General features: G+C 65.7%; 22 protein-coding genes. 10 read left to right on the top strand and 12 right to left on the bottom strand.

What is annotated here, in order from left to right; translation table 11 throughout:
* Nucleotides 1–13: 13 nt before the first annotated feature.
* The 3 genes from ACXMDM_RS04660 to ACXMDM_RS04650 are packed head-to-tail and all read right to left on the bottom strand — an operon-like array spanning nucleotide 14 to nucleotide 2,596.
* Nucleotides 14–1,375: a tRNA nucleotidyltransferase/poly(A) polymerase family protein gene (locus ACXMDM_RS04660; protein ID WP_259723386.1), complete on the bottom strand. Its 1,362-nt coding sequence runs from the start codon at nucleotides 1,373–1,375 to the stop codon at nucleotides 14–16.
* A gap of 34 nt (nucleotides 1,376–1,409) precedes the next feature.
* A complete protein-coding gene (locus tag ACXMDM_RS04655) occupies nucleotides 1,410–1,901 on the bottom strand; it encodes an HIT family protein (protein WP_259723385.1) in 492 nt (163 codons plus the stop codon).
* A complete protein-coding gene (locus ACXMDM_RS04650; RefSeq protein ID WP_259723384.1) occupies nucleotides 1,892–2,596 on the bottom strand; it encodes a glycosyltransferase in 705 nt (234 codons plus the stop codon). The genes ACXMDM_RS04655 and ACXMDM_RS04650 overlap by 10 nt, the downstream gene beginning before the upstream one ends.
* A gap of 21 nt (nucleotides 2,597–2,617) precedes the next feature.
* Between ACXMDM_RS04650 and ACXMDM_RS04645 the strand changes: the two genes are divergently transcribed.
* From ACXMDM_RS04645 to ACXMDM_RS04620, 6 genes are read left to right on the top strand one after another with little or no spacing between them, the layout of a single operon-like run.
* The gene (locus tag ACXMDM_RS04645) at nucleotides 2,618–3,826 is read left to right on the top strand and encodes a glycosyltransferase (RefSeq protein ID WP_071800789.1); all 1,209 of its coding nucleotides are present in this window, start codon (nucleotides 2,618–2,620) and stop codon (nucleotides 3,824–3,826) included.
* Between the two features lie 9 nt (nucleotides 3,827–3,835).
* Nucleotides 3,836–4,828: a glycosyltransferase family 2 protein gene (locus tag ACXMDM_RS04640; protein ID WP_083544469.1), complete on the top strand. Its 993-nt coding sequence runs from the start codon at nucleotides 3,836–3,838 to the stop codon at nucleotides 4,826–4,828.
* Entirely contained in the window at nucleotides 4,825–5,772 is a 948-nt protein-coding gene (locus ACXMDM_RS04635) for a hypothetical protein (RefSeq protein ID WP_145536735.1), read from the top strand. Before ACXMDM_RS04640 ends, ACXMDM_RS04635 begins: the two co-directional genes overlap by 4 nt.
* Nucleotides 5,772–6,923 carry a glycosyltransferase family 4 protein gene (locus ACXMDM_RS04630; RefSeq protein ID WP_259723383.1) on the top strand — a complete coding sequence of 384 codons (1,152 nt, stop codon included), beginning with the start codon at nucleotides 5,772–5,774 and terminating at the stop codon, nucleotides 6,921–6,923. Before ACXMDM_RS04635 ends, ACXMDM_RS04630 begins: the two co-directional genes overlap by 1 nt.
* Nucleotides 6,920–8,110, top strand: coding sequence for a glycosyltransferase (locus ACXMDM_RS04625; protein WP_071800785.1), 1,191 nt, complete (start codon nucleotides 6,920–6,922; stop codon nucleotides 8,108–8,110). The genes ACXMDM_RS04630 and ACXMDM_RS04625 overlap by 4 nt, the downstream gene beginning before the upstream one ends.
* Complete coding sequence (locus tag ACXMDM_RS04620) at nucleotides 8,070–8,999, top strand: sulfotransferase (protein WP_311134016.1); 930 nt, start codon at nucleotides 8,070–8,072, stop codon at nucleotides 8,997–8,999. Before ACXMDM_RS04625 ends, ACXMDM_RS04620 begins: the two co-directional genes overlap by 41 nt.
* A 21-nt stretch (nucleotides 9,000–9,020) precedes the next feature.
* Here ACXMDM_RS04620 and ACXMDM_RS04615 read toward each other — a convergent pair whose 3' ends face one another.
* Nucleotides 9,021–10,514 (bottom strand): hypothetical protein, encoded by a 1,494-nt coding sequence (locus tag ACXMDM_RS04615; RefSeq protein ID WP_259723382.1) that lies wholly within the window; start codon nucleotides 10,512–10,514, stop codon nucleotides 9,021–9,023.
* Between the two features lie 80 nt (nucleotides 10,515–10,594).
* Here ACXMDM_RS04615 and ACXMDM_RS04610 point away from each other — a divergent pair, with 80 nt between their 5' ends.
* From ACXMDM_RS04610 to ACXMDM_RS04595, 4 genes are all read left to right on the top strand, one after another.
* Nucleotides 10,595–13,024 carry a UvrD-helicase domain-containing protein gene (locus ACXMDM_RS04610; protein WP_071800783.1) on the top strand — a complete coding sequence of 810 codons (2,430 nt, stop codon included), beginning with the start codon at nucleotides 10,595–10,597 and terminating at the stop codon, nucleotides 13,022–13,024.
* A complete protein-coding gene (locus ACXMDM_RS04605; protein ID WP_071800782.1) occupies nucleotides 13,008–14,588 on the top strand; it encodes a hypothetical protein in 1,581 nt (526 codons plus the stop codon). Before ACXMDM_RS04610 ends, ACXMDM_RS04605 begins: the two co-directional genes overlap by 17 nt.
* A gap of 169 nt (nucleotides 14,589–14,757) precedes the next feature.
* Complete coding sequence (locus tag ACXMDM_RS04600; protein WP_259723381.1) at nucleotides 14,758–16,140, top strand: hypothetical protein; 1,383 nt, start codon at nucleotides 14,758–14,760, stop codon at nucleotides 16,138–16,140.
* Nucleotides 16,141–16,187: 47 nt separating this feature from the next.
* On the top strand, nucleotides 16,188–17,408 hold the full coding sequence (locus ACXMDM_RS04595) for an O-antigen ligase family protein (RefSeq protein WP_259723380.1): 1,221 nt from the start codon (nucleotides 16,188–16,190) through the stop codon (nucleotides 17,406–17,408).
* On the opposite strand, the gene ACXMDM_RS04590 is transcribed toward ACXMDM_RS04595, so the two are convergent.
* The 8 genes from ACXMDM_RS04590 to ACXMDM_RS04555 all read right to left on the bottom strand — a co-directional run bounded on the left by ACXMDM_RS04590 (nucleotide 17,376) and on the right by ACXMDM_RS04555 (nucleotide 24,688).
* Nucleotides 17,376–17,876, bottom strand: coding sequence for a hypothetical protein (locus tag ACXMDM_RS04590; protein WP_071800779.1), 501 nt, complete (start codon nucleotides 17,874–17,876; stop codon nucleotides 17,376–17,378). The genes ACXMDM_RS04595 and ACXMDM_RS04590 overlap by 33 nt on opposite strands.
* Nucleotides 17,876–18,958 (bottom strand): hypothetical protein, encoded by a 1,083-nt coding sequence (locus ACXMDM_RS04585; protein ID WP_071800778.1) that lies wholly within the window; start codon nucleotides 18,956–18,958, stop codon nucleotides 17,876–17,878. The genes ACXMDM_RS04590 and ACXMDM_RS04585 overlap by 1 nt, the downstream gene beginning before the upstream one ends.
* Complete coding sequence (locus tag ACXMDM_RS04580) at nucleotides 18,951–19,532, bottom strand: KdsC family phosphatase (RefSeq protein WP_233830574.1); 582 nt, start codon at nucleotides 19,530–19,532, stop codon at nucleotides 18,951–18,953. The genes ACXMDM_RS04585 and ACXMDM_RS04580 overlap by 8 nt, the downstream gene beginning before the upstream one ends.
* A gap of 18 nt (nucleotides 19,533–19,550) precedes the next feature.
* Nucleotides 19,551–20,363 (bottom strand): 3-deoxy-8-phosphooctulonate synthase, encoded by an 813-nt coding sequence (kdsA, locus tag ACXMDM_RS04575; protein ID WP_071800777.1) that lies wholly within the window; start codon nucleotides 20,361–20,363, stop codon nucleotides 19,551–19,553.
* Nucleotides 20,364–20,440: 77 nt separating this feature from the next.
* On the bottom strand, nucleotides 20,441–22,183 hold the full coding sequence (locus ACXMDM_RS04570; protein WP_233830572.1) for an ABC transporter ATP-binding protein: 1,743 nt from the start codon (nucleotides 22,181–22,183) through the stop codon (nucleotides 20,441–20,443).
* Between the two features lie 125 nt (nucleotides 22,184–22,308).
* Entirely contained in the window at nucleotides 22,309–23,388 is a 1,080-nt protein-coding gene (locus ACXMDM_RS04565; RefSeq protein ID WP_370454096.1) for a glycosyltransferase, read from the bottom strand.
* Nucleotides 23,389–23,421: 33 nt separating this feature from the next.
* The gene (locus ACXMDM_RS04560) at nucleotides 23,422–24,135 is read right to left on the bottom strand and encodes a biliverdin-producing heme oxygenase (RefSeq protein WP_071800776.1); all 714 of its coding nucleotides are present in this window, start codon (nucleotides 24,133–24,135) and stop codon (nucleotides 23,422–23,424) included.
* A 97-nt stretch (nucleotides 24,136–24,232) separates the two neighbouring features.
* Nucleotides 24,233–24,688 (bottom strand): Tery_1686 family protein, encoded by a 456-nt coding sequence (locus tag ACXMDM_RS04555; protein WP_071800775.1) that lies wholly within the window; start codon nucleotides 24,686–24,688, stop codon nucleotides 24,233–24,235.
* Between the last annotated feature and the right edge of the window lie 119 nt (nucleotides 24,689–24,807).

The raw sequence follows: 24,807 nt of genomic DNA, 5'->3' as shown, positions 1-24,807 counted from the left end.
GCGGCCGTGAGCCCTAGAGCCGTTCGCGATCGAGCCGCTCCGCCCGCGAGTGGCGTAGCCGCTCCCCCAGCTCCGGGCCAGGCGCGATCCCTGCGGCGAGCAGATCCGCCGCCGTCAGGTCCCCGCGCAGATGGCGCCAGCGCAACCACCAGCGCAGCAGGGGGCGGCGGGGGCCGGTGCCGGCGGCCAGAGCCAGGGCCACCGCCGCTGGGGTGAGCCCCCCGCCCTCCAGCAGCGTCGACCAGCGCGATGGCAACCAGACTCCGGTGGAACCCGGCCAGCCGGCCTGCTCCAGGCGCTGCGCCAGCAGCAACCACTGGGCCAACAGCTGCTGCTGGCGCTGGGGCAACTGCAGCCGCTCGGCCAGCGCCAGCGGATCGGCTGCCCCAGCCAACAGAGCCACGAGCGGGGGAAGGCCGAACCGAGCCGCCCAGCGCAAGCGGCGCAGCCAGTGGCGGTCGGCCTGCAGCCCAGGATCCAGCAGGGCCAGGGCGCCCCACTCCTGCAACGCCGCCAGGGCGGCCTGCCACGGCTCCCGCTCCAGCAGCAGCTCCAGCTCCCGGCGCATTCGGGTGCCGAGCGCCGCCGGTGCCAGGGCGGGATCCTGGCCCTGGCGCCACGACCAGGGCCAGGCCGCCAGGGTGGCCTCCGCCTGCGACCGGCTCTCCGCCGCGAGGCGGAAGCCGAGGCGGGCGGCATAGCGGGCCGCCCGGATCAGGCGAGTTGGATCGTCGCGCACACTGCCGGGGTGCAGAAAGCGCAGCTGCCGGTTGGCCAGGTCGGCCTGCCCGCCATGGGGATCGAGCAGGGCCAGCGACGAGCCAGCCAGAAGATCTGCGCAGCTGGAATCGTCGCCAAAACCGCTTCTGAAGACTTCTGCGGATTCGGGGATCAGCACCAGGGCCATGGCGTTGATGCTGAAATCGCGACGGGCCAGATCGTCTTCCAGCCGGCCGGCCTGCACCAGGGGGTTCTCCGCCGCCACGGGATAGCGCTCCAGGCGGGCGGTGGCCAAATCGAGCAGCAGCGGACCCTCCGCCAACTGCAGCTCCATTTCGACCGTGCCGTAGGCCCCGTGTTCCTGAAGCTTCAGCGAGGCCGGCCCGAGCTGCCTGGCCAAGGCCCGCCCCAGCCGCTGGGCGGCCTGCGGGTCACAACCTCCAGCATCAGGAGTCGCCCCCTCGCCGCCATCCACCACCAGATCGAGATCGGTGAGGCCCCGCCAGGGGTCGCGGTGCACGGTGTGTAGCAGCAGATCCCGCACGGCGCCCCCCACCAGCGCCAGACGATCCCCAGCGGCGGCCCGCTGCAGCAGCGGCCAGAGGGAGGCGGGAATGCCGGGGATCTCCACGGCGTCGAACCGAGCGGTGGCCATGGGCTGCATCATCCCGGAGCCCGGCGTGGCCCTCTCACCAGGAGGCGCAACGGGCCCGGGCCCGGCGCTGGAACGACGCCACGGCGACCGGATCAGCCGGGGGCTGTTCTCCAGCAGCCACGGCCCGGTAGAGATCAGCCACCCGCCAGCTCTCGGTGCCTGAATCGGAGCCATGGCGGGGGATCAGGTGCAGGTGGAAATGGCGTGCCCCCTCCCCGAAAGCGATGGCATAAACCCGATCACAGCCAGCCAGCTCCTTCACCAAGGCGCAGCAGCGCCGCAGCATCGGCCCGAATGAGGCGGCTTCTGCCTCATCGAACGCATCTGGGCCTGGCACGTGCCTGCGGGTATCCAGCAGCAGCCAACCCAACAGCGGACTAGGATGGGGATGGTGGCGCAGCAGCCAGGGGCCACCGCTGTAGAGCAAAGGGTCGGCGCCGGGCTCAAGTTCCGCCTGGATCTTGCAGACCCCGCAGTTGAGACCAGCCACCGCACCGTTGCTGCCGAGCACTCCGCTCAGTTCCACAGGGCCATGGCGTCATCGCGGGCGCCAAACCATTCGGCCGCCAGCGGACCGCCCATGGCGCGGTCCTGGCGGAACCAGGGGCCGCCGAGGGTCCAATGCAACAGATTGGGGCCGGTCTCCGGGGATCCGGTTTCCGGCGCGGGCTGCACGGCCACCAGGTGGTTCCAGGCGGTGGGAAGCGCGCCGATCTCATGGTCGCCGGCCAGCCAGTGGAAGCGATGCAGTTCCAGGCCGCTGGCGGTTTCGACGTAGGCGGGTGTGAGGGCGGTGCAGCGAGCGCAGTTGAGCAGCATCAGCGAGCTCCAGTTCTTCTTTGGGTAGGCGCTCTGGACTTCCCCCAGAAACTTGGCGGTTTCCGTCGGAACGTGGTTGTGCTGCACGCACTGAACAGCGAAACGGGCGTCGCGCAACGCCCAGAGGGCGGCGATGTCCCCCCGGCAGAGCATGTCGCAGTCCATGAAGATGGCCCAGCCTTCGTAGCCCATCAGATGGGGCACCAGGAAGCGGGTGAAGGAGAAGGCCGTGCTCTGCTTCGGATCACGGGCACGGCGGTGCTGCTCGCCCAGCTGCTCCGCCACGATCGGGGTGATCGCCAATGGCAGGCTGCTGTGTTGATACAGGCTGTCAATCAGCACGTTGGTGGCGACCCGTTCCCGCGGGTCGTAACCGATGAAGATGGGGACGGGTCTGCTCATGGATAGAGGGTAAGGGTCGAGATGGAGACCGTCAGGATCGTGCCCGAGAGCGGGCGCCCGGCCGAGCCGGCCGATGTCACGCTCCTGGCCACGGCCGATTGGGACCATCCGCTCTGGACCAACAAGCAGCATGTGGCCTGCAGCCTCGCCGAGCTGGGCCACCGGGTGCTGTATGTGGAGTCGCTGGGCCTGCGCGCGCTGCGCGCCGGTGGCTCCGACTGGAGACGGGTGCTGCAGCGGCTGCGCCACGGCCTGCGTCCACCGCGGCAGGTGCGCGAGCGGCTCTGGGTCTGGTCGCCGCTGGTGCTGCCGGGGGCCAGCGGCGGCGTAGCCGCCTGGCTGAATCGCCAGGTGCTGCGGCTGGGCCTGGCCCGTTGCCGCCGCCGGCTGGGGCTGCGGCGCGACTGGCTCTGGACCTACAACCCCCGCACCCTGGAGGTGCTCGATGCCCGCCCTTACTCACGGCTCGTCTATCACTGCGTCGACGCGATCCAGGCCCAACCGGACATGCCGGCGGCCGCCATCGACCGGGCTGAAGCGCGGCTCTGCGCCGAGGCCGATGCGGTGTTCGTCACCTCGCCCCAGCTGCTGGCCGACCTGCGGGCCCTCAATCCAGCCACCCTCCACTACCCGAATGTGGCCGATGGCGCCCACTTCGCCCGGGCCATGGATCCAGCCCTGGCCGTGCCGGCCGAACTGGCCGCCCTGCCAGCGCCACGGATCGGCTTCGTCGGTGCCATCAGCGCCTACAAGCTGGATCTGACGCTGCTGGAGACCCTGGCGCGGCGCCATCCCCACTGGTCGTTTGTGCTGATCGGTCCGGTGGGCGAAGGGGATCCCTCCACGGATGTGGCGGCACTGGCGGCCCTGGGCAACGTGCACCTGCTGGGCACCAGGCCGTACAACGCCTTGCCCGCCTACCTGAAGGGCCTTGATCTGGGCCTGTTGCCCCTGCGCCTGACCCCCTACACCCAGGCGATGTTTCCGATGAAATTCTTCGAGTATCTGGCGGCGGGCCTGCCCGTGGTGGCCACGGCCATCGACGCCCTGCAGCCGTTCGCCAGCCTGGCCCTGCTGCGCCCACCCACCGCAGAAGCCTTCGCCACAGCCATCGCCGCAGCCCTGCGGGGTGAAGGGCCGGCCCTAGCCGAGCGGCTTGCCGGAGCCGCGGCCCACACCTACCGGGGCCGCACCGAAGCGATGCTGCAGGATCTGAGCCGACTGGAGTGAAGCGGGCCCATGCCGAGATCGACCAGCATCGTGACGGCCTGCATGAACCGCCAGGCCCACCTGCTGGAGTCGGCGGAGCGGGTCGCGGCCTGGCCTCACCACCAGGAGCATCTGATCGTCGACTGGAGCAGCGCGATCCCCCTGCGGCGCAGTGATCTGCCCGCTGATCCGCGCATCCGCCTGCTGCGGGTGAACGGCGAAGGCCACTGGAACCTCTGCCGCGCCTACAACTTCGCCCTGGCGCGCGCCCGCGGCTCCTGCCTGTTCAAGCTCGATGCCGACTGCTGGCCCGAGCAGCTCGATCACCCTGAGGCGCTGGCCACAGGGGCGACGCTCTGCCGCTTCGGCAGCGGGCCCCACGGCAGGCTGGGGCAGTGGATCATGGACCGGACTCTGATCGAGCGGGTGGGCGGCTTCAACGAACTGCTCTGGGGCTACGGCTTCGATGACAAGGACCTGAAGGCACGCTTGGGCTGCCTGCTGCCCCTGCCGCTTGAGGAACTGCCGGAGGCCGCCATCGGAATCATCCAGCACTCGATCCACTACCGGGCCGCTCACCGCGATGGCAGGGAGTCACAGCGCGAGACGCCCGGCCTCGAGCTGCGCCGCAGCCAGGCCCTGAAGTCGGCCACATCACTGGCCAACCGGGTGGTGGCGGCCCACTGCCCCTGGCACGCCGGCGCCACCCCCAGCCGCTATAGCCAGACCAGCGCCGGCGACTGGCTGGCTGAGGCCGGCTCCCTGCCGCAGCCGCCCGCGGCGGTGGCCAAGGAGCTGAACCGCCTGCGGCGGGTGGTGTTCTGGAGCCGCTTCCTGGCCATTCCGGAGATCTGCGTGGAGCGGCTGCCCGAAAAACTGTTACCGGCCGGTGCGCACCAGGGCCCAGCGATCACCTGGTGGCATCGCGGCTACTGGCACACGATCCGGCGGCTCATTGAACTGCCGGTGAATGCCCTGGCCGGCCTGCGTGGCTCCCTGCAAACGACGCGGAGGATGCGGTGAGTCGGCGAGCCGCCCTGCGATTGATGCTGGAGCGGCGCAGCGGGGCGCTGGCGAGCTGGTTGCTGCCCGCTCCGATCGGGCCAAGGCTGCCCGCACCGCTGCGCAGCCTGCTGCTAGGTGCCCGGGTGCACCGGGCCGTCGGCCGCAATGACGACGCCATGGCCCTCGCCGACCTCCACAACCTGGCCGAAGGCCACGGCCGGCACGACCTGGTGCATCGGTTGCTGTTCCGCCGCGGCTTCCGGCCCAAGGACCCCGCCAGCCAGCGCCGGCTGCTCTGGGGGGTGGCCGGCGATCCGGTGTTCCAGGAGTCGCACCGCTCCTACGCCCTGATCGGGCTGTCTTACCGCAGCCTCAAGGATGGGGATCACGCCCAGGCGGAGCTGCTGATCCCCCCGATCGAGGCCATGGCCACGGCGCTGGAGAACGACCCCGCCACCCTGGCCTGCGGCCGCAACAACCGCCGCAACCGCTCCAAGCTGCTGATCTCCTCCTACGCAACCCTGCTCCACCTGTATCTGCTGATCGGCAACCAAGACGCGGTGGCGGGCCTCGGCGAGCGGGCGCTGGCCCTGGCCGGGCGGATCGACTACGGGCAGCTGCCCGCCGACGTGGCCTATCGCCTCACCTCCAACTTCGCGCGCAGCCTGGGCAGCGGCTATCTCGACGCCTGGCGCCGAGGCGACGGCGCGGGCCAGCGGCGGGCGCTCGCCGCCCTTGAGGCCGTTCGGCTTGAAACCCTCAGCCCACGCCACGGTGGCAGCGGCGCCCAGGAAAACCACCGGCGCTTCGTGGCCGGACTGTTGGAGTCGTATGCCACGGGCCTTGGGGAGCCGGCCAGTTCGGGGCCGATGCCACGGCCGGAACCGATCGAACCGGAACGCCTCCTCAACGTGGCCACACCGGAGCTGAAGCAGCGGCTGACGGAGTTCCTGAGCGCCTGATGCGGATCCTGCTCTACATCGATTCGCTCAAGGCCGGTGGCGCCGAACGGGTCACGCTTCAGTTCGCCGGCTGGCTGAGCCAGGCGGGCCATGAGGTGACCGTGCTCACCCGCAAGGGGCCCGCCTGGGATTTCTATCCGGTCGGCGCCGATCTGCGGCGGCTCGTCGAGCGCGACGCCGCCCGCGGCCTTGGTCCGCTCGGCTTTCCCTGGCGCCTGCTGGCCCTGCGGCAGCAATTACGGCAGCTGAGGATCGAGCTGGCCATCGGCATGACCACCCTGCCGGCGATCAAGCTGCTGTTGGCCAGCTGCGGCCTGGGCCTGCCCGTGGTGGTGTCGGAGCGGAACTATCCGCCCGCCAAACCCCCCGCAGCGCCCTGGCGGCTGTTGCGGCGGCTCGTCTACCCCAAAGCGGCCCTGCACCTGGTTCAGACCGAGGCGATCGCCACCTGGCTGAGGCGGCAGGGGCTGGCCCGCCAGACGGCCTGCCTGCCCAATGCGGTGGCCTGGCCGCTGGCGGGCTTCGAGCCCCGCCTCGACCCCGCCGACTGGCTCGATCCCGCCTGGCCGGTGTTGCTGGCGGTGGGAACCAAATCCCATCAAAAGGGCTTCGACCGGCTGGTGGGCGCCTTTGCGCGGATCGCGGCCGACCACCCCAGCTGGCGCTTGGTGATCCTGGGGCTCGACGCCGGCGCGTATCACGGTGTCGACCAGGTGGCCGCCCTGCGCGGACTGCTTGCGGGTGGGGCCGAGCTGCAGCAGCGGCTGGTGTTCCCCGGCAAAGCCGGCAACGTGGCCGACTGGTACGCCCGAGCCGACCTGTTCGTGCTGAGCTCCCGCTACGAGGGCTTCCCCAACGTGCTGCTCGAAGCGATGGCCTGCGGCTGTCCCTGCCTGGCGCTCGACTGCCCGACCGGCCCGGCGGAGATTCTCGAGAACGGGCGCAACGGCTTGCTGCTGCCGGCTGACGCCGAGGCGACCCAGCTCGCCGCTGCCCTCTCCCGGCTGATGGGTGATCCACAGCGTCGTGGTGCCCTGGGCGAAGAGGCCCGGGAGGTGAGGGAGCGCTTTGCGCCCGAGCGGATCCAGGACCAGTTCCTGGAGCTGCTCCAGCCGTTTTTAGGCGGAGCTGGGGGCGGGAGCACGAGATGAGCTCTCGTACTGGCAGCAAGGCATCACCGGTCCTGCTCAAGCTGTTGGTGTTCGCCCCGAGCCGCCGCGCCCCCTCGGAAACGTTCATCCGGGCCAACCTGCGCGCCCTGCCCTGCGCCACCACCGTCTACTGCGGTGATGAGCGGCCCTGGTGTGGGCCGCCGCTGCGGCTGGCTTATGGCCTGGCGATCCTGGCCAGCAAGGTGCTGGATCGGCTTGGCTGCCAGCGGCTGGCCAGCTGGATTCCCGCGCAGGTGGCGATCGCCATCTGCCGCCGCGAGCGTCCCGATGTGGTGCTGGCCGAATTCGGCTTCCACGCCGTGCGGGTCATGGAGCTGGTGCCCGCCACCGGGCTGCCGCTGATCGTCCACTTCCGCGGGGCCGATGCCTCCTCAAGCCGCTACCTGCAGCGGCTGAAGCCGCGCTACCGGCGTCTGTTGCAGCTCTGCAGCGCCGTGGTGGTGAAATCACAGCCAATGGCGAGCACCCTGCGCGGCCTGGCGAGCGAGCGGGCCACGCCACTGCCCGTGCTGATCAGTCCATCGGGCGCCGATCCCGATCGCTTCAGCGGGGCCGATCCGGCGGCGGCAGCGCCCCTGTTCCTGGCGGTAGGACGCTTCGTGGCCAAGAAAGGTCCGCTGATCACCCTGGAGGCCTTCGCCCAAGCCAGCCAAGGGCGTCCCGCCGGGCTGCGGCTGGTGATGGTGGGAGCGGGGCCGCTGCTGGAGCAGGCCCGGCAGCTGGCGCTGGCCCTGGGGGTGGAGGCGCAGGTGCAGTTCCCCGGCCTGCAGACACCGGAGCAGATCGCCGACTGGATGCGCCGCAGCCGTGCCTTCCTGCAGCACTCGCTGACCGGACCAGACGGCGACCAGGAGGGCTCACCGGTGGCGGTGATGGAAGCCCAGCTCAGCGGCCTGCCCGTGGTGGCCACGCGCCATGCCGGGATTCCGGAGGTGGTGCTGGAGGGGGAAACGGGCCTTCTGGTGGAGGAAGGCGATCGCGACGGCATGGCCGCTGCGATCGGCCGCCTGGCCGACGACCCGGCGCTGGCGGAGCAGCTGGGGCTCGCCGGCCGCGCCCGCTGCTCAGCCCAGTTCACGGTGAGCCATCACATCGAGCAGCTCATGGACCTGATCGAGCGCGTCCGTGCTGACGGCCCCCCCTCCGCCTTCCGGCGGGCGCCGTAAGGTCAGCCCCCTGTCGACCCGCCTTCCCGCTGTGGCCCAGGCCCCGAATCTGCTGCTGATCCGGGGCCTGGGCCACAGCGGCACCACCATTCTCGATCTCATCCTCGGCAGCCACTCGCGCATGCTCGGGCTGGGCGAGGCCGTGCGGATCCTTGAGCCGATCCGCCCTGGCGACGAGCAACGGGGACCAGCCCAGCTGCGCCTGGAGCTCCGCCACACGCGCCGCTGCACCTGCGGGGCAACGGCGGCGCAGTGTCCGCTCTGGGGGCCGCTGCTGGAGTGGCTGCCGGGCCATGACGAGCGCCCGATCGGCGACAAACTGCAGCGGCTGCTGGCTCAGGTGCAGGCCTTGAGCCCCACGGCCCAGCCGATCAGCTGGGCGGTTGACTCCTATCAGTCCGATCTGGAGGTCCCCCTGCTGCCGTTGCCAGGGGTGGAGGTGCGGATGATCCATCTGGTACGCGACGTTCGCTCCTGGGTGCACTCACGCGCCGGTGGCTCGCGCTCTGCCCCTGGGGCCGCCTGGCGATCGCTGGCCCGCTGGGCCCGCACCAACGCGCAGGTGGCCGAGGTGCTGCGTCGCTCCGGCCAGCCCGTGTTCCAGCTCGGCTACGAGGAGCTGGCCCTGGCTCCGGAGGCGGCGCTGCGCAAGCTCTGCAGCTGGCTCGAGCTCGACTATGAGCCGACGATGCTCAGCCCGGCTCAAACGATCGAAGGGAGTCACATCCTCTCGGGTAACCGCATGCGCTTCGATCCCTCCAAATCGAGCGCGATCCGTTACGACGGCAAGTGGCTCAGCGGCAGTCATCCCTGGATCGGGCTCGCCGCCCAGCTCCCGCCCCTGCAGGCCATGAACCGCCGACTGGTGTACTCCAACCATTTGCTCTAAAAAAGCTTACTCAACCCTCAATCAGTGAAACTTGGGATAGGCCCTGAGGAAATACTGAACTTGCCACAGGAATAGTAAGTACAGAATTGAGCCAACACACCATAGTGCCGCTGTGCGCCTCCATCGATGACAGACAAAGCGGAACAACCCGGCCAAGAAAAGCGACCAGCCGAGAACGTAAACCGGCAACCAAAGGATGGCCACAAGATCGGGATACTCCGCAGCAGATTGATTCAGTAGCAACGACCAGCAGAGCGGCACAAGCAGAAACACCTCCAGAAAAGGGCGCGCCGGATAGGAGCTCCTGGAGGCAACCACGAGAGCAAATACAGCGGCTGCAAACACCCAAACGAGGAAATGATAGGTATTCATCCAGGCAGGAAGTTCCCCGATAGCATTCTCCGACTGTCGCCACAGGAAAGTAAAGGCACTCAGGGGTGTCTGGTAGTCGATATTCTGCTGTCCCAGCTCCTTGTACCAGTGGGTGAGCCCCATCCTCAGCAATGCATCACTGCCAAAGAAGGAGAAGCCAAACCAAGTTTCATAGACCCAAACCCTGATGTAGTGAGACGCGGCAAGGAAGAAGATGCCAGCGATAATGGGCCATCTAAAGAATGGACGGCGCAGGGAGGCGGCGATGACCGTGGGCGCAGGAGGAGCCATCAGCTTCACCAGCGACAGCACAAAAGCGAGCAAAATACCGAACCGGCCACAACTGAGAGCAGAAAGAAGCAGAAAAAATGTAGAGACCTTCTGCCACGAACGGCATGCTGGCTTAGCCACCGAGATGGCGACAGAGACAACCAATAGAAGGATTGCCAAGGAGCCATCGAAGTTGTTCCAAGCCAATCCCCATACCGGCTCAGAGCTGAATGCGACCGAGAAGGCTACACCTCCCGCCACCCAGGCCATGCTGCGGGACGAGCCCTCATCAGAGCCGCTAGATACCTGGCCCAGACAAGCGTAAAAGGCGATGACGGCGAGACCAAGGGCCATCACCAGAGCAGTGATTACCGGGATCGCAACCACTACGGCAGCAAAGCCAGCCTCGCCGCCGAGGGACAGTCCAATGAAATGAGGCAGCGCATAAAGAGAAACATGTGACTTATACAACTGTTCAGGAAATTCACCTCCATAATCCCTCTGAAATAGAAGAAATCCGCCCAGATTCCAAAATCCATGATCGATCCAGGCCTGAGCCGAATTCAGCAGCCTTGTGGTGTGAACAGATCCGACTCGAGCATAAAGAGAGTACTGACGAAGCAGCGTTATTAAAGTTAAGCCGGCCGTAAATAGACTCACCCCCACTACAACCATCCCCTCCCGACTACCATCCGCCCGTCGCCAGTTGATGCGGGCTCGACCAAGCCAATGACGCACGACTGACTTAACCATGCCAAAATCCTCTGGAGCTTGGCGAAGGATACAGAAAAAGCAATCCTGGCGAGTCGCCTCTAAACCACTGGGCTCAAAACTATTGAAGTTATTCACACTTCCATCCCTGGCTTCAAACACCTCGGCGATAACGATGGAAGGCCACTCATGAGCTGGATGTAGTCGCAGTCAATCCGGAGGCCAGACCCTAAGCTGCACTTATGCCTAGTACTAGTCATACCCCCTCCGACTCGGGTGGCTTCCTGGGTGGACTCAATGAGGCCCAGCGCCGCGCCGTCGATCACCACAACGGCCCCTTGCTGGTGGTGGCCGGAGCGGGCAGCGGCAAGACGCGAGCTCTCACCCACCGCATCGCCCACCTGATCGGCCACCACGGCGCCGACCCCCACCAGCTACTGGCCGTCACCTTCACCAACAAGGCGGCGCGGGAGATGAAGGACCGACTGGAGCTGCTCCTGGCCCAGCGCCTGGCCAGCAGTCAGTTCGGCCAGCCCTACAGCACCCTCATGCCCCAGCAGCAGCGGCAGCTGCGCAACCGCATCTACCGGGAAGTGACCAAGGAGCTCTGGATCGGCACCTTCCATGCCCTGTTCGCGCGGCTGCTGCGCTTCGACATCGACAAGTACAAGGACCCCGAAGGGCTCAGCTGGACCCGTCAGTTCTCGATCTACGACGAATCTGACGCCCAGACCCTGGTTAAAGAAATCGTCACCCAGGAGCTGGGACTGGATCCCAAGCGCTTTGAGCCCAAGAAGGTGCGCTGGGCGATCAGCAATGCCAAGAACCAGGGCTGGCTGCCCGATGTGATGGAGGCGAAGGCCGAAGGGATGCGTGGCCGCAAGGAGGCCGAGGCCTACAGGCTCTACCGCCGCGCCCTGGCCGCCAACAACGCCCTCGACTTCGACGATCTGCTGCTGCTGCCCGTCCAACTGCTGCAGAGCAACGAACAGGTGCGTCACTACTGGCACGGCCGCTTTCGCCACGTGCTCGTGGATGAGTACCAGGACACCAACCGCACCCAGTACGACCTGATCAAGCTGCTGGTCACGGGCGGCCGCGACCCCGAGCAGTTCGACGACTGGGGCCAGCGCTCGGTGTTCGTCGTCGGCGACGCCGACCAGAGCATCTACAGCTTCCGGGCGGCCGATTTCACGATCCTGATGGGCTTCCAGGACGACTTCGGCGATCGGGCCAGCGACGAAGCCACCCGCACGATGGTGAAGCTGGAGGAGAACTACCGCTCCACCGCCACGATCCTGGCGGCGGCCAACGCCCTGATCGCCCACAACAGCGAGCGCATCGACAAGGTGCTGCGGCCCACCCGCGGCGAAGGCGAACTGATCACCCTCACCCGCTGCGACGACGAGATCGCCGAAGCCGAAGCGGTGGTGCACCGACTGCGGATGCTGGAGGCGGCCCACCCCGAGCTGAGCTGGGGCGACATGGCGATCCTCTATCGCACCAACGCCCAGAGCCGGGCGATGGAGGAATCGCTGGTGCGCTGGGGCATCCCCTACATCGTTGTGGGGGGGCTGCGCTTCTACGACCGGCGCGAGATCAAGGACATGCTGGCCTACCTGCGCCTGCTGGTGAACCCGGCCGACAGCGTCAGCCTGCTGCGGGTGCTGAATGTGCCGCGGCGCGGCATCGGCAAAACCACCGTGCAGCGCCTCACCGACGCCTCCGCCCAGCTGGGTCTGCCGCTCTGGGAGGTGGTCAGCGATCCGGAGGCCGTGCGTTCCCTGGCAGGCCGCTCCGCCAAGGGACTGTTGCAGTTCAGCGAACTGATCGGGGATCTGGGCAGCCGCATCCAGGACGCGCCCCCCTCGGAGCTGGTGCAACGGGTGATGGAACAGAGCGGCTACCTGGCCGAGTTGATCACCGAGGGCACTGATGAGGCCGAAGAACGGCGGCGCAACCTGCAGGAGCTGGTCAATGCCGCCCTCCAATACCAGGAAGAAAACGAGGAGGGCTCGCTGGAGGGCTTCCTGGCCTCTGCCGCCCTGGCCAGCGACGCCGACAGCAAGGACACCGAGGCCAACCGGGTCACCCTGATGACCCTGCACGCCAGCAAGGGGCTGGAGTTTCCTGTGGTCTGCCTCGTGGGCCTGGAGCAGGGTCTCTTCCCCAGCTACCGCTCCCTGGAGGATCCCTCCGCCCTGGAGGAGGAGCGGCGCCTCTGCTACGTGGGTATAACCCGCGCCAAGGAGCGGCTGTTCCTCTCCCACGCCAGCGAAAGGCGGCTCTGGGGCGGCATGCGCGAGCCGGCGGTGCCGTCGGTGTTTCTCTCGGAACTGCCGCCGGAGCTGATCCAGGGCGACATCCCCCAGAGCGGTGGCGCGTCCATCCGGCGGGAGCAGCGGCTGGATCGCCTCACTCGGGTCGATCGCGAGGACAGCCAACGGGTGGCCGCCGGTGGCAGCCCCGCAGCCCCGGCCAATGCGGTGCGGCGGCGTGCGCCGGCCCGGACCTGGGCGATTGGCGATCAATTGCGCCACGCCAGCTTCGGCGACGGCACGATCACCCACCTGTTCGGTAGCGGCGAGAAGATCTCGATCGCGGTGAAGTTTGAGGGCATGGGCCCGAAGATCCTCGACCCGCGCCTGGCACCGATTGAGCCCCTGCCATGAGCAGCCCCTGTCGGCCCAGATGAAGGCGGTCCACAACCCAGATCCCACCACTGGATCAAGCGGTGCTCCCTGCACCAAGGCAAGGCTGCAGCGCTTCATTCTGCTGGTGGCTCTGATCGGCCTAGCTCTTCTGAGTTCGCGCGGATTATTTCAGGCTTACTCCTATTGGCACGATGAGCTGTTCACGATTGGAGCTGCCAGCGTCGAGTCATGGGCGGATCTTTTCAAGATCTGGATCTTTCCAGACACCCACCCTCCTTTCCATTTGGTTCTGCTGAAAGCCTGGATCGGCCTGTTCGGGTCTGGTGAGATCTCCACCCGGCTGCTGAGCCTGATTCCAGCCTGGCTGAGCCTGATTGCCATGGCCGTGGCCACCCGCGGCGGCGGATTCACGCGCCAGCTGATCGCGATTCTGTTTCTGGGCACCAGCCCCTTATTCAGCCTGTATGCCCAGGAGGTCAGGCCCTACGCCTGGGCGCTGCTGTTCGCAACAACAGCGGTGACCACGATGACCTTGCTGTGGCGATCACAGCGGCCGGGCCTGGCCATCCGCCCATCGAAACTCCACAGACTTCGCCTTGGTTTTGGCCTATCGCTGCTGCTGCTGTCCCTGAGCCATTACTTCGGCTTGTTCTATGCCGCCACCCTGGTTGCCCTAGACCTTCGCTCAGGCGCACCTTGCCTGGGTCGCCGGCGCCATGGACTGATCTTATTGGTGTCGCTGACTGCCTGGCCGCTGCTGCATCGCCTGTTCGGCGGCGGCGGCGGTCGAACCGCCTGGATTGAACCTCAGCCAGTCGTCGGCGTGATCAAGGCGGCCTTCAACGGGGTCTTCCCTGCCTTCAGCGTTGCCCTGGCCCTGGCGTTGATGACCACTCTGGCCTGGGCGCTGGGTGAGAGAAAGCGGCAGCAATCGCGGCCTTCACGCCTGCATCAGGAGCTGCGCTGCGATCCCAACAGCAAGGAAGCCCTGAAGCTGCTTGCTGGCGCCGCCACATTTCTAGGGCTGATCTGTCTGATTGATCTGATCAAACCTCTCTCTGTCGAGCGGTATTTCATCGTTCTACTGCCTGCCCTGGCTCTCGCCCTAGCCGATGGCGGCCAGGCCCTGTTCAACAGCGGCAGCACCCAGACCAGACGAGCCACCGCGATCGTTTTGGCCGTCACCATTGCCATGCACTTCGGGCATTCTCAAGAGGTTCTTTCCGCCAAAATCTATCCCCAGCAAAACTACAAGCAATTAGCCAGCTTCCTGCGTGCAACAGACCTCTGCAGCCAGGGATGCTCCAGCAACTCTGCCAAGAAAGAGCGGCTCCGCCCCTATTTCGATACGATCCCTGTGGTGCGTATTGAGCGTGATCAAGCGGATCGCTGGGCAACAGTCAGACTTCCGTTCATCGGATTACACGGTGAACAGGAATTGATCCGGCCACTGCTCGCCTCCCACCCAGAAGCCTCCTGCTGGGAACCCAGACAATTTTCGCGATCCAGCACCTTTGTGATCCTGAACGTAGATTCAGAACAACAGCCCCAATCCTTTGGGCTGCAGAGATGCGCCAAGTAGTTGAGGTTTGTCAATTTCAAATGGGCTCAGCTTGATCCCCTCAAGCTTGATTGGCACAGCCTGCTGCTGATTCGAGGCCTTCAGCAGCAGAGCTTGGTACCATCCACTCACCTGTTTGGCTCGGGGGCCAAGATTCTTGGGTCCCACCTGACTCCGATTGGCGCCATCGATGTCTGAGGCCGGCCCCATCGACGCGAAGCAGGCGAGGGAGCCCAGCTGGTGGGTCGAGCCCATCGCCGAGAGATCCAGGGCCTGGATCGAGCGGCACCGCGAACCCTTGGAGCGGAGCAGCGATGTTCTGCTTGGTCTGGGCGTGTTGATGGCCTGGACTCAGAGCGATGTGACCAGTGCCCTGGTGGGCCTGCTCTGGCTGGTGCTGAGGCTGGCGATCAGCCCGGGAAGCCAGACCTTCAACTGGGCACTGATTCTGATTCTGCTGCTCAATCTGCGCGGCGTGGTGCTGCACGAGGGCCCCAAGCCCTTTTCTCACATTGAGTACATCGTGGTGATCACCGCCTTCGTGGCTGGCCTGGGGCGACCGCTGCGGCACTGGCAGGCCTCCCTGGTGGCCATCGCGGTGGCCGCTGTGATCGGTTTTGTCTTCAACCTCACCCCCTTGAGCGTCTCGCTGCAGGCCATCTGGGCAGGCCAGGCCGATCTGCCCGGCTATCTCGCCCAGTCCTGGGGCGGCCAATACTTCCGGGTCGGCTCCCTGAGCGTGAACCAGACGGCCTTTCTCTGTGGTCTGAGCCTCTGTCAGAGCGCTGCTGTGGCGATCCGCAGCAGCGGGAGTCTGCGGATCTTGATGACGCTGGCGGCCACCAGCAGCGCCATCGCGGCCTTCGCCACCGGCTCACGGCTGGCCATGCTGCTGCCTCCGCTGCTGGTGGCAGCAGCTCTGCTGCTCACGCGCCAGTCCCCCTCCACACCAGCAAGAGCGGATGGCCATCCACCGCGGCGGGACTGGTGGCGGCCCCGCAGGCTGGCCCTGGTGATCGGAGCTGCGGCGCTGGCCCTGGTCCTGCTGCATCAGAGCGGGCTTGACTCACGCTTGCTGCATACGTTTTTCGAGCGGAAATCCAGTGGGGATGACGGCCGCCTCACCGTGCTGGCCTGTTATCTCGGCCTGCCCTTCCTGGAGCCGGGCTTCTGGTTTTTCGGGGCAGGGTATGGAGCAGCGATGGTCCGCTTCTGCGACGAGGATGTGGGCATCACCGTGAGCCACGCCCATAACTTCATCGTCCAGATCGTGGCCGACTCAGGCTTGATCAGTGCTGCCGCCGTGACCCTGGCGGCGGTCCTGGTCTTCGGTCGGCTGAAACGGCTGCTGAGCGCCAGCAGTGGCACGGGCGTCGATGGCCCAAGGGCCCATCTGATCGGGCCGGCGCTGCTGGCCAGCTGCCTGTTTCTGCTGATCTTCAACATCTTCGAGCTGACGACGCTGAAGGTGACGATGCTCACCCTGCTGTTCGGCTTTCTGCCGGCCTGCAGCTTCTGGGTCCGCTCACCATCACAGCGAACCTCTGCCCCTTCTTTGCCAGCCCTCCATTGAAACGAGCGGATCCGACGACAGGCAACCGACTCAGCCGCCAGTTTTTTGTGTCACTGATCAGCGACGCCAGCCTGGTGCTGGCCGTTGTGATGCTGTTCATCGAAGACGGCAAGCGCTACAGCGCCGGAGCCACCACGATCTGGCTCGCCATCGAGACCCTGCGCCTCACCAGCGCCCTGCCCTGGTCGTGGGGAGCACTGGCCATTCTGGCGCTGAATGTGCGGGGAATCGTGCTCGAGGACGGTCCGACCCCGGTCTCGCACATGGACTACGTACTGATCATCATCGCTTTCCTGGTGGGCTTCGGCCGCAGCGCCCAGCGCTGGCGTCGCACGGCCGCCCTGGTGAGTGGGGCCTGCCTGCTGGGCGTGCTGCTCAACGCCGAGGTGATCGCCGATTTCGCCTGGTGGGCCATCGAGTATCAAGCCCAGAGCCTCACCAAGAACCAGACGGCCCTGCTGGCTGGAGTGGGCGCCCTCTGCGGTGTGATGGCCGCGTTGCTGGGTCGGCGTCAGGTGCGCTGGTGGCTGCCGATGCTGCCGTGCATCGCCGCCAGCATGATCCTGGCGAGGGCTACCACCTCTCGGGCGGCCCTGGGGCTGGTGCCCCTGGCCCTGCTGCTGGCGGCTCTGCTGATCAACCGCCATCGGCTCTCCCCAGCTGCCCGGCGCGGCCTCGGCCTGGCTGCTGTGCTGGTGCCGCTCTCGCTCTTGGCCATCGTCCTGGTCGTGGAGATCAGCGCCCCGGGCAGCCTGCTCGGCTGGTTCAACAATCTTTACGGAGCGGAGAACATCGCCAACGACATCGGCAGGTTCCGGGTCTGGGGGTGTTATCTCGGACTGCCGTTCATGGGGGAGAACCGGTTCATCTATGGGGTCGGCTTTCAGAACTCCTGGCAACTCTTTTGCACCCCCGAGGTGACCGGCCGCTTTCTCACCCATTCTCACAATCTGTTGCTGCAGATCTGGGCAGAGAACGGGGTCGTTCCCCTTGCCCTGGTCGTCTTCTTCCTGGTGCTGATGATCCGCCGAGTGCTGCGCAACACGGCTCACAGCCCTCAGCCTGGACGCGGCCAGGAGATGGGTCGGGCACTGGCCTTCAGCAGCACGGCCCTGTTCCTCTACTTACTCGGCTTCCACATGGTGGAGCTGGGGATGATGAAGGTCCCCATCCTCACCGCCCTGTTCGGCTATTTCCTGGCCGCGATCTATCCCCCCTCCAGCCTGCAAAAGCGTTCACTCCAGGTCGATCACCACCACGCCGGATAAGGCCGCAAGTTCACTGATGTGGCGCCGGACCCCGAACTTGCCCTTGGCCAGCTCCACGGTATAAATCCTGGCTGGACCCAGCAGCGGAATGGTGGCGGAGAACTTGCAGCCCCGGTAGACCCAACTGCCATCGGCGTCCCGCTCTTTCGCCAGCACCGTTCCCGCCCCCAGGACACCCGAGCCGATCACATCGCCCCTTTCATCGCGGATCAGCACATCGGTGCTGGGGCCCACCTGCCGGTATTCGCCGACCCCCTCACAGGCGAGGGTATCGGGATCAAATCGCATGGCCCGCTGGCCGGCGGTTGCCAGCACAGTTTTCGAAGTCTGCTGATTGCGGGAGGCCACGATGAAGGTGGTGAGATCGATGGCCTCGGGTGGGTCGTGCCGACCGCAGGCGCTCAACAGAGCCAGCCCGCAGAGGGCAGCGGCCGAAGCGCGGATCATCGAGAGTCGTTGGCGACGCATCACGCGGAGAAATCACAACGGAGGATAGAGCGCATCTCCGCCGGGCTCTTGACCTGATCAAATCCCCAGTAGGGCTGGAGCAGCAAGCGCAGGGCCGCTGTCGTGTCGCCTGTACTGTCGCCGGTATCGAGCAGGGAAGCAAGCTGGCGGCTGAGGGCCAGGCGTTGGCTCCACTCGTTGACCTCGACATCGACCTTGGCCGAGCGCAACCCGGAGAGGTCCTGCTGCGGGTCCACCCCGATCCAGTGCAGGTTGAGATCCAGCGCCAGTGCGTAACCCAGATGGGTGCCGAAGGCATTGGACGCCAGGCCATGGCAGAGCTCCATCAAGGTGCGCAGGGAATCCAGGAACCAGGGGTTGGAGCGATGGCCGTTGCAGGCCACGATCCAGTCGGGTGGAAGCCCGGGCCACTCCGGATCCATCCAATGCCGCAGCCAGATCACCGAGCGGTAGCCCCCTTTGGCCCGGATGGCCTCGATGGCGGAGAGGCAGGCCGGCAGATCCGTGCTCCGCTCCACCCCTTCCCAGCTGTGGGCCAGCACCACCAGCAGGGTGGGGCCGAGCTGCTGTCGCAGCTCTTGCTGCCGATGGGGCTCCAGCAGGGAGCGGGCATAGGCGATCCAGGGGCCGATCGCCAGCGCCGGAAGGTCAAACCGTTCCCGTACCCACTGGGCTCTTAGCGGTCCCATGCAAAGGAAGGCCTTCGACCACGGCTTAGGAGTCTCGAAACCCGACTCCCGTGACACCTTGAGGCCATGCTCAAGCAGCAAGGGCAGGGGCGCTGCGATCAGGGGCAGTCCGCCATGCCGCTTCAGCTGGATGTCGTGGCCGTAGTGGTGCGAGGATTTTTCGCGCTCACGCCGCGCCGGGGTGTGAAAGGCCGGCAGACCATGGCTGAGACAAAACCGTCCTCCCTCCCAGAGATCAGCACAGACCCGGGGAGCGAAGGGCTGGCTGTGGAAGGCCTGATGCACCAGGCCGGCGTAGGCGGCCAGCGCCTGCTGCTCCTGTGGTTCGGGCTGGATCCGCCGTCTCAGGCCCCTCAGCCACCACTGGGCATCCTTTCTTCGAAGCTTAAGCATTGCGGTCCGTCCAGCCCTGGCTCAACAGGGCCTCCATCCGGCCCCTGCGGTACAGGAGCGCCTCAGCCAGAGCGCGGATGGCGCCATGGCCGCCGGGCTCTGGTAGCACCAGATCGGCCCGGCGGCAGAACCAGTCGGGTGCGTCGGCCGGGGTGAGCAGCAGGCCAACGTGATCCCGCACCACCAGATCATTGAGGTCGTCGCCAACGTAGGCCGTCTGCTCCGCCGCCACACCCACCAAAGCAGCCAGTTCGACGATGGCGGCGGCCTTGTCCTTGATTCCCACCAGCACGTGGCGAATGCCGAGATGGGCCGCCCGCAGCTGGGTGGCTCCGCCCCGGCCGCCACTGAGACAGGCCACCTCGATGCCCAGCGACTGGATCAAGCGGATCCCCAGGCCATCGCGCACATCGAAGCGCTTGAGTGGCTCGCCTTCCGATCCGTAATACAGGCCACCGTCGGTGAGCACACCATCGACATCGAGCACCAGCAAGCGCAGCCCATCAAGGCGGCGGCAGCAGAGGCGCAGCCCCAGCTGGAAACGAAGACGGCGCAGAAGCGAAGAATGCTGCAAGGGAAGCCTGCCGGATGCTTAGAGCGTGCTGGGCGCCAGCGGCCCCTGCTGGAGCGGCGCCCGGATCGCCAGCAGCTGCTCCAGCAGGGCTTCGAGGCGATGCAGGGGCACCATGTTGGGACCATCGCTGAGGGCCTGCTCGGGATCGGGGTGGACCTCCATGAACAAACCATCCACGCCCACGGCCACGGCGGCGCGGGCCAAGGGCGCCACGAATTCCCGCTGGCCGCCGCTGCTCGTGCCCTGACCACCGGGCTGCTGTACCGAATGGGTGGCATCAAAAATCACCGGACAGCCCAGATCCCTGAGCTGGGGCAGGCTGCGGAAATCCACCACCAGGGTGTTGTAGCCAAAGCTGTTGCCCCGCTCCGTCAGCCAGATCTCGGGAGCGCCGGCCTGCCGGAGCTTCGCCACCACCTGGGCCATGTCCCAGGGAGCGAGAAACTGACCTTTCTTGACGTTGATCACCTTGTCGGTGCCGCGGGTGGCCTCAGCGGCCGCGATCAGCAGGTCGCTCTGGCGGCAGAGAAAGGCCGGGATCTGCAACACATCGACCACCTCTGCCACGGGGGCCGCCTGCACGCTCTCGTGGATGTCGGTGAGCACGCGCAGGCCAAAGCGCCGTTTCACTTCAGCCAGCACATCAAGCCCTGCAGCAACGCCGGGTCCGCGGAAGGAGCCCCCCGAACTGCGGTTGGCCTTGTCAAAACTGGCCTTGAAGATGTAATCGATGCCCAGGCGATCAGTGATCGCCTTGACCTTTTCGGCGATCTCGAAGACCAGCTCAGGGCTCTCGATCACACAGGGACCGGCGATCAGGGTGAAGGTCATCGGTGCAAACGGGGAGTCGGGGGATGGAGGGTGGAGCTCAACAAAACAGATGCTGTGTCAGCGGGTCAGGCCGGCAGTCACGATTGAACGAGTTTGCGTTCCAGCGAGGCGAGATCCCTGAAGGAATCGGAGCGTTCCAACAACTCGCGGAAGCTACCGAACGCCTTGATCTTGCCCTTATCAAACTCATAGATCCGATCGCAGCGCATCACCGTGGAGAGGCGGTGGGCGATCACCACGGTGGTGCAGCGCCTGCCGATCACATCGAGGGCTTCAATCACATCACTCTCCGTACGGTTATCAAGCGCGCTGGTGGCCTCATCCAGCAGGAGAAACTCGGAACCCCGATAAAACGAACGAGCCAGCGCCAGCCGCTGACGTTGGCCACCAGACAACTGCAGTCCATTTTCGCCAATGGGGGTATGGAGTCCGTAGGGAAGTTCGCTGACAAATTCATCGAGCTGGGCCGCCTCCAGCGCCGCCCAGACTGAGTCCTGATCGGTCTCATCGGCGTGGCGGCCAAACGCCACGTTCTCGATCACACTGGCATCAAGCAAGTTGATGAACTGCGGCACCTGAGAGCAGCATCCCTGCCAGGCCGGCACGTCAAAGCTGGAAACAGGAATGCCATCGAGGGAGAGGTGCCCTTTCCCCGGGCTCAGCAAGGCCAGAAGGAGCTGGGCGGTGGTGGTCTTGCCACTACCGGTGGCCCCCACGAAGGCCACACGCGAGCCCACCGGAATGGTGAGATCAATCCCTTTGAGCACCCAGTCGTGGGCGCCGGGGTAGGCGTACCAGACATCCTCGAGGCCGATTGTGCGCGCGGGCATCACCCCCTTGGGGGTGGGTACACCGAGGTCACCAAGCACGGGACTTCCAGTTGGAAGGGTCAGATACTCAATGGTCTTGTCGATCACCGGCAGCCCTCCACGCAGCTGATTGAGCGAACTGAAGAATTCCTGCAGCGGTGGGGTGAGGCGCAGGGCGGCAATGGCCAGCGAGGAGATGAAGGGGATGATCTCGGTGATGCTGGAGCGGTTGCCGTTGAGCAGGGCGGGAACAGCACCAACTGCAAAAATAAGGGTGATCCCCAACGGTTCAATCAAAAAGCGTGGAACCACCGGCAGCAAGGATGCCGACCAGGCATATTCCTTGGCTTTCTCACCGGTTTCGATGAACCCTTTGCGGAAAAAAGCCTCCGAACCGGTGAGTTTGATGTCGCGGATCGAGCCGAGCGACTCCAGCAGAATGTGGGCCGTACGGGCTTCCAGCCGCAGCTTCTGCTTAGACGCATGGCGCAGATAGGGGGTGATCAACTGGGAGAGCACCAGGTAGGAGCCCACCAACGACACGATCAGCACAACAGCCGCCCAGCGGCCAATCACCAAAACACCCAAGGAAAGCAACAGAATCGAGAAGACGCTGCCAAACATCCTCAGCAGTGGATTCACCACGGAGTTAGATGTTTTCTTGATATGGCTCAGCAGCATCGCCGATAGTTTGGCCGTGCTCCTAGAGAGATGATATTCATAATTCTGTGCCAAGACATTGGCGTGGATCTTGTTCGAAAGATCGATCCATACCCTTGCGGTGAGGCGCTGCTGAAAGAACTGCAGAGCCAGCTTGCTGAACGAAGCCGCCCAGGCCAGCAGGGCAAACAACAGAATCAGCCAGAGGCTCTGATCGACCTGATCACCCCCGAAAACGCGCACCCCAGGGATGCGATCTTCGAGCGGGCGGCCGACAAGCGCGCCCATCAATCGGGCAATCACGCCGACAGAAGCCAGGTCGATCAGGCCCGGAAGAATCGACAGTGGCACCAGAATTTTCAGCTGTCTGATGCGTTCCTGAGGCAAGAACGTGAGCAGGGTGCGCAGCTGTCGGTAGGTCCGGCTCTTCAAGAGCGGGTTCAATCGCCTGACGGACTCAAACGTTCAACCCAACCCTATGGGAGACGGCCACCATTCCTGCGCCTAAGCAGCCAGCGCTTTAGCCGCCCCCGGACCTGGTCCAGCCGCAATCTCCACACCGGTAGTGAGCGCAGAGCCAAGGCCTGATCCAGAAGGATGCGGTTCCAATGGGCATCGATCGCCGTCAAGGCCCGCTGCCAGCGCCGGCGCAGCACGGGCTCTGAGCAGGTCTCAAGCAGGGCTTTCAACCGCGCCGGCTGCGGAAGCCAGGCGGCTGGGTCGGCCACGGCCGCCTCGATCCGCTCCAGATCGGCTTCGAGTGTCCCGCAACCGATCTGATGGCCGAGCAGGGAGGGATCGAGACTGTCAGCCAGGGCATGGTTGAGGCTGCTGAACACGACGCAGCCGCAGGCCAGGGCCTCAAGCGGCGGCAGCCCGAAACCCTCGCTGACGCCCCGCCCGCGCCAGTAATCGGCGGAGTCGTAGAGCACCACGGTGGAGCCATTGCACAGCTCGACAAGATCCTCCACCCAGCCGCGCTGGACCTCCACCCGCAGGCCCCGGCCCCGCAGGGCAGGCGCGAGCCGATCCAGCACATAGGCACTGCTCTTGCGCTCCTGCACCAGCACGTCGATGGGCCGAGACCCCGCAGCGACCTGATCCGGCTGGCGCGCTCCGCGCTGCAGCCACTGGGGCTCCAGGGCATTGGGCACAAGGAAAAGGGGATTGCGGGGCGCCCGGTCTCCCCAATAACCCAGAGTATTCTTGCTCACCGCCAGAACCGGCACTCCGGGCGGGAGGTCAAAGCCATAGCCACTGCTGTGGGCGTGATACGCCACCGGCCGCCCTTTCAGCCGGCGCAGCAGCTGCGGCACATCAAAACCCCAGCTGACGATCCAGAGGGCCTCGCCCGGGGAAGGCTCGCCACGCAGCAGGTCAGCGAGGAAGGGGCGGCCCGGTTCCCGTTGCCGGTAGGTGACCAGCTCGGTGGGAACCAGCCCAGCGGTGAGCTGCGCTGTCTGGAGTTCCACCTGAAGGCCACCACAGCGGAAACGACCTGTGGTGCCAGGAACCAGAAAGCGGAGATAGCGCAAGGGAGCTGGCTCGATCGCCACCAACTCTGGCTCAGGCCCTGGCCGCTACCGAACTCAAGCCACCACGGGCTCGGTGCTGCCGGCGCGTTGACGGCGTGTGAGGAAGCCGAACAGCAGTTTGCCGATCGCCGCCACCAGGTTGCCTTCCAGCTCCTGGAACATCGTCATGTTGAGGTGGAAGGCATGGTTGGCCTCCGCCACGATCTGATCGGCCATGGCCTGATCAATCGGCAGGGCATCGAGGCTCTGGCGGTAGGCCGCCTTGAAGACCTTCTCATCGGGGATGGCGTCGAATTCGTAGAACCGCAATCCCTCGTGTTCGCCCAGATTCATCGCCTTCTGGGCAATGTTCTTGAGGATCACACCACCGGAGAGATCGCCGATGTAGCGAGTGTAGTGATGGCCCACCAGCAACTCGGGTGTCTCTTGGGCCACCTGATGCAGCCGGGCCACATACTCCTGGGCCGCGGAGGTGGGCTGAACGGTGCTGCGCCAGTCAGAGCCGAAATAAAATTCCAGATCGGCCTCAAGGGACGAGCGACGGTTGAGCGCGTCGCTGGCGATCGGGCCCACAACCGGATGGCTCTTGAGTTTGCCGATTTCCTCCTCCATGGCGCAATACACGAAATAGAGATCGGCCACAAGCTTGCGGTAGCTGCTCTTATCGACCACACCCTTGAGGAAACAGGTGACGAAGCCGGTGTTCTCGGCCATCGTGTGGGCCTTCTTGGTGCCTTCACGCAACTGGGAAGCAAGGGCAACACTCATCGCCGTTTGGGTGTCGTTGGTACAGACGAAAACGGTAGGCCTCCTGGGCCCTTGGGGTCTGAAGTTGATTGCGAAGGGTTACGCAGCCTGGCTGGGCTCAGCGGCCAGACTCAGCGGCCGGACCGCGGGCCAGCAGATCGAACAGTTGCCGGCAGATCTGCTGGAGCGTTTGGGCCACTTCCGGCTGGGGCGGGTGGGGGCCACTGGGTTGCCAGTCGCCCACGGTGGCCAGGCGCCACTGCTCCCCTTGAAACGTCATGCCGCTGATCAACACGCCGAGCAGCCGGGGCTTGCCGCCGCTGCCGGCCTGGGCGGGGGCTTCACTCAGCCGCAGCTGAATCAGCAGGCTGCGGCACTGGAGGCGGGGGCTCCAGCCGGGGAAATGAAAGGCCAGGTCCACCGATTCCTCCTCCCGGAATTCACGGGTGAGGGGATCGTCGCGCCAGGGGGTGAGATTGGCGCGGGCATCAGGGAAGTGGAGGCGGAACAGGGCGGCCGCCGAGGCGATGGCCTGGGCCATTTCAGGACTGCGGGCCAGGTCTGCCGCATTCATGGCGTTTCCCTTGAGCAGACAAGCAGATCGGGCTGAACCTAGGCTCCGCCGACCGATTCATGCTGCAGCGTCTTCGCGGCCGCCGTGAGCCATGGTCGTCAATCAACCACGGGTCATTC

This window comes from Synechococcus sp. CS-603 (genome assembly GCF_977929215.1).
Note: the sequence above shows the minus strand (reverse complement) of the source record. Positions and strands in the feature narration are given on the sequence as shown.

Bases quoted from the DNA above. Each gene is read 5' to 3' on its own strand.
- ACXMDM_RS04660 (WP_259723386.1), bottom strand. From the start codon at position 1,375: ATGGCCACCGCTCGGTTCGACGCCGTGGAGATCCCCGGCATTCCCGCC.
- ACXMDM_RS04650 (WP_259723384.1), bottom strand. From the start codon at position 2,596: ATGAGCAGACCCGTCCCCATCTTCATCGGTTACGACCCGCGGGAACGG.
- ACXMDM_RS04645 (WP_071800789.1), top strand. From the start codon at position 2,618: ATGGAGACCGTCAGGATCGTGCCCGAGAGCGGGCGCCCGGCCGAGCCG.
- ACXMDM_RS04640 (WP_083544469.1), top strand. From the start codon at position 3,836: ATGCCGAGATCGACCAGCATCGTGACGGCCTGCATGAACCGCCAGGCC.
- ACXMDM_RS04630 (WP_259723383.1), top strand. From the start codon at position 5,772: ATGCGGATCCTGCTCTACATCGATTCGCTCAAGGCCGGTGGCGCCGAA.
- ACXMDM_RS04625 (WP_071800785.1), top strand. From the start codon at position 6,920: ATGAGCTCTCGTACTGGCAGCAAGGCATCACCGGTCCTGCTCAAGCTG.
- ACXMDM_RS04610 (WP_071800783.1), top strand. From the start codon at position 10,595: ATGCCTAGTACTAGTCATACCCCCTCCGACTCGGGTGGCTTCCTGGGT.
- ACXMDM_RS04600 (WP_259723381.1), top strand. From the start codon at position 14,758: ATGTCTGAGGCCGGCCCCATCGACGCGAAGCAGGCGAGGGAGCCCAGC.
- ACXMDM_RS04590 (WP_071800779.1), bottom strand. From the start codon at position 17,876: ATGCGTCGCCAACGACTCTCGATGATCCGCGCTTCGGCCGCTGCCCTC.
- ACXMDM_RS04585 (WP_071800778.1), bottom strand. From the start codon at position 18,958: ATGCTTAAGCTTCGAAGAAAGGATGCCCAGTGGTGGCTGAGGGGCCTG.
- kdsA (WP_071800777.1), bottom strand. From the start codon at position 20,363: ATGACCTTCACCCTGATCGCCGGTCCCTGTGTGATCGAGAGCCCTGAG.
- ACXMDM_RS04560 (WP_071800776.1), bottom strand. From the start codon at position 24,135: ATGAGTGTTGCCCTTGCTTCCCAGTTGCGTGAAGGCACCAAGAAGGCC.
- ACXMDM_RS04555 (WP_071800775.1), bottom strand. From the start codon at position 24,688: ATGAATGCGGCAGACCTGGCCCGCAGTCCTGAAATGGCCCAGGCCATC.